The sequence below is a fragment of the Archangium violaceum Cb vi76 genome, from assembly GCF_000733295.1.
Taxonomy (GTDB): domain Bacteria; phylum Myxococcota; class Myxococcia; order Myxococcales; family Myxococcaceae; genus Archangium; species Archangium violaceum.
Map to the genome: position 1 here is coordinate 1 of NZ_JPMI01000143.1, position 2,068 is coordinate 2,068.

Consider the following 2,068-nt stretch of genomic DNA (forward strand, 5'->3'; position numbering starts at 1 on the left):
GGTGGATATTGATGATGCGGTTCGGATACGCGGCGACGAAGTCGCCGGTCAGGATCTGCATGTACCGGGCGAGGACGACCAGGTCGACCCGCTCCTCGGCCAGACGGGCCAGGATGCGCCGCTCCTGCTCGGCCTTGTTCCCCGCGATGGGCTCGTGCACGAAGATGTAGCCACGGCGGCATGGCCAGGGCATCCAGGCCCTTCGTCAGCTCGGCGCGGACGCGCTCCACCCCTCCGGAACGGGAAACTCGATGCGTTGGAAGAAGAGGTTGGCCTCCGCGTCCAGGTGCTGGTCCGCGTGGTGGATGTTGAGCCCCAGCTTGAACAAGAGCCCGGACACATCCGAGACGATCCCTGGCCGGTCCGGGCCGGTGATGCGAACGACTGCGCGGTGGGTCGAGGTCATTGACCCCCCCTAACACGAGGCCATGGAGTTCGCGCCCCGTCATTCTCAATTCAATCGGCGCCACTCCATCGACACCGACCAGGCTCCCCGGCAATCGGGAGGAGGCCGAACCGTGGATACAGCATTGATGGTCCAGATTCGGCACCTGAGACCATCGACGCGTATGGGCGGACGCGCATTCCCATGCCAGATGACATTGAGATGATTGTAGATGGCTCCGAGCAACCGTCTCCCTCGGTTTCCACAAAGCGAGAATTCAGGCGCAGCTTGCGATCCGATGTCCCAGTATAGTTATATTGCCGACTGAAAGGGTGCGGTGCATGCAGACGTCATGAAGATCTCGAGCGTGCAGCTCAATCAGATAAATTCCGCCGTGCTGGAAGAATTCAGCAGGAAAACAGCGACCCAGCTCATCGACGCCTATCCGGAATGGGAGCATGAGAGTTCCCGGGAAGAGCGTAGACAACGCGTTCTGGAGATAATCCGATACGGACAGCGGCTCGGCCTTGACCAGCGCGACGCGCTGTTCCGGTTTGCTGGCTGCATCGTGCATTTCGGCCTCGGGATTCCCCTGCCGCAGCCGCTTCTTGATGAATTCCGGCAGCCAGGAATCAGCCGGGCTGCGCAGGTCGAGAACCTGCTCCTGCGGCTGCTCAGCGGCCGGGATTCAAAAATCCTGATTACCCTTTGATACCGTTCACCTGACCTATCACCCATCATTCACAGGAGCGGGTATGGCAGCACCTCCATTCGCCGTTCAGTCTTGCGCCCAGGAAGAGCCTCCCAAGACAAAGAAGATCCGTGCGACGCTGTTCTTCGACGGCACGTTGAACAACAAGACCAACACGGAGATCGGCATGGCCCGCGCCAAGGATCCGGCCAAGCACCAAGGCGATGTCGGAACATCGTATGGGAACTATTACACGAATGTCGCCCTCCTGTATCAGAACATCGATTCTGACAAGCTGAACGGCTACGACAGCTACCTCCCGCTTTATATCGAAGGCATCGGCACAACCGACAAGGCCGGGGATTCCACCATGGGATACGCCTTCGGCTCGATGGGGACCGGCGTTGCCGCCAAGGTGGACAAGGGCCTCCGGCTACTGATGAATCACATCCGGAAATTCATCAATCGCGACATCAATTCTGGAAAAAAGAACACCCGGATCGAGGAGTTGCGGCTGGATGTCTATGGATTCAGCCGGGGCGCCGCGGCGGCACGTCACTTCGTCCACCGCGCGCTCAACACCTCCTACATTCCGGCCGGAGATACCCTGATCACGCTGCACCCGATCAAGACGATGTTGGAGCAAGAAGGCTTCAAGGTCGGAACCGTCAAGGTTTATTTCGTGGGTATTTACGATACCGTCTCGTCCCTGGGCCTTTCCGGCACCGCGATGGGCCTGAGCAATGTCAATGAACTCGGGCTTGACGCCATCAGCGCGGCGGACTCCGTCTATCATCTCGCGGCCCTCGACGAGCACCGTGCCAATTTCGCGCTCACCAATATCAAGAGCGCCGGCGGCAAGGGGAAGGAGATCCTGCTCCCCGGCGTGCACAGCGATATCGGTGGCAGCTATAACACCCGCGAAGTGGAGAACATCCAGATCTACGATACGGATGTCCCGTACATCACATACAACAAGTACGTCTCCATCA

At 59.2% G+C, this 2,068-nt stretch carries 4 protein-coding genes; 2 read left to right on the plus strand and 2 right to left on the minus strand.

Features of this window, described 5'->3' with window-relative positions; genetic code table 11:
- Nucleotides 1-193: formyltransferase family protein (locus tag Q664_RS21660; protein ID WP_043398772.1), on the minus strand; the 193-nt coding region annotated here is incomplete at its 3' end.
- A 12-nt stretch (nt 194-205) separates the two neighbouring features.
- Nucleotides 206-406 (minus strand): ACT domain-containing protein, encoded by a 201-nt coding sequence (locus tag Q664_RS21665; protein ID WP_043398775.1) that lies wholly within the window; start codon nt 404-406, stop codon nt 206-208.
- Between the two features lie 331 nt (nt 407-737).
- Here Q664_RS21665 and Q664_RS21670 point away from each other — a divergent pair, with 331 nt between their 5' ends.
- Together Q664_RS21670 and Q664_RS21675 are read left to right on the plus strand one after the other, a co-directional pair.
- Nucleotides 738-1,097 (plus strand): hypothetical protein, encoded by a 360-nt coding sequence (locus Q664_RS21670; protein ID WP_043398778.1) that lies wholly within the window; start codon nt 738-740, stop codon nt 1,095-1,097.
- 43 nt (nt 1,098-1,140) lie between these two features.
- Nucleotides 1,141-2,068 (plus strand): T6SS phospholipase effector Tle1-like catalytic domain-containing protein (locus Q664_RS21675; protein WP_043398781.1); only part of this gene is annotated, 928 nt, incomplete at its 3' end.